Genomic DNA, 741 nt, shown 5'->3' with positions numbered 1-741 from the left:
CAACCGACGTTCGGTGCATGCATCAAGGACAGACTCATCGGTCAGTTTACAGCCTTGATTCCAGTCGCAGGCTGCAAGCAGCTAATGATGATGAGGAACTTGGCGCTTACTGGCTTTGCCAACACGCGGCCATTGTGGTCGGAGGTTGAGCTGCTCGTGAGTAACCTCGTATTTGCACCTGAGGACGACAGCGACTTTACGCAGATTATCGCAGCTACAATTGATAAGGAGCTCGCATTGCCGCACTGGTGCGAGGCAGTTAAAAATGGCCTATCGGCTGCCGCTCGTCGAGACAACAACGCCATTTACCAAGCAGTTTGGAGATGGGCCGAACATAACCATAGCGCGTTTGCGGTAGCGGTAGATAACTTACCTGCGGATGTAACAGTTGAGCAGCAGCTGGCAGGGCAAGTGCCCAGACAGCTCCGTGCTACCTCTTCAGACACTCTGCTCTCCCCGCTGCTGAAGAAGCACTGGCTGACCGCATACGGCGCGGTGCTAGCGGCAACGCTATCCCCCATTGATGCAGCTGGCCAGCAACTCAAGATAGATACAGACCTAGATCACAGTGCTGGATTGCGGTCGGCCCTTCGGTATGCGAGTCCGATGGAAGTATTGGACTGTGCACTCGCTCATAAGGATCTGCGTTTAGTCGAATTATGCGCAGAGCAGGCTGCTGTCCATCCTGAGATTCTGTCCCACGTCCGTTGCGATGACATTACCGAGCAACAGCTGTGGGGC

At 54.7% G+C, this 741-nt stretch carries 1 protein-coding gene; it reads left to right on the top strand.

What is annotated here, in order from left to right:
• Window positions 1-156: 156 nt before the first annotated feature.
• Window positions 157-741 (top strand): hypothetical protein (locus KMS84_RS43650; RefSeq protein ID WP_256921251.1); only part of this gene is annotated, 585 nt, incomplete at its 3' end.

Origin of the sequence: Streptomyces hilarionis, from assembly GCF_024539675.1 — a bacterium.
GTDB lineage: Bacteria > Actinomycetota > Actinomycetes > Streptomycetales > Streptomycetaceae > Streptomyces > Streptomyces hilarionis.
The sequence above is the reverse complement of the archived record's forward strand: the minus strand, read 5'-3'. Positions and strand labels throughout refer to the sequence as shown.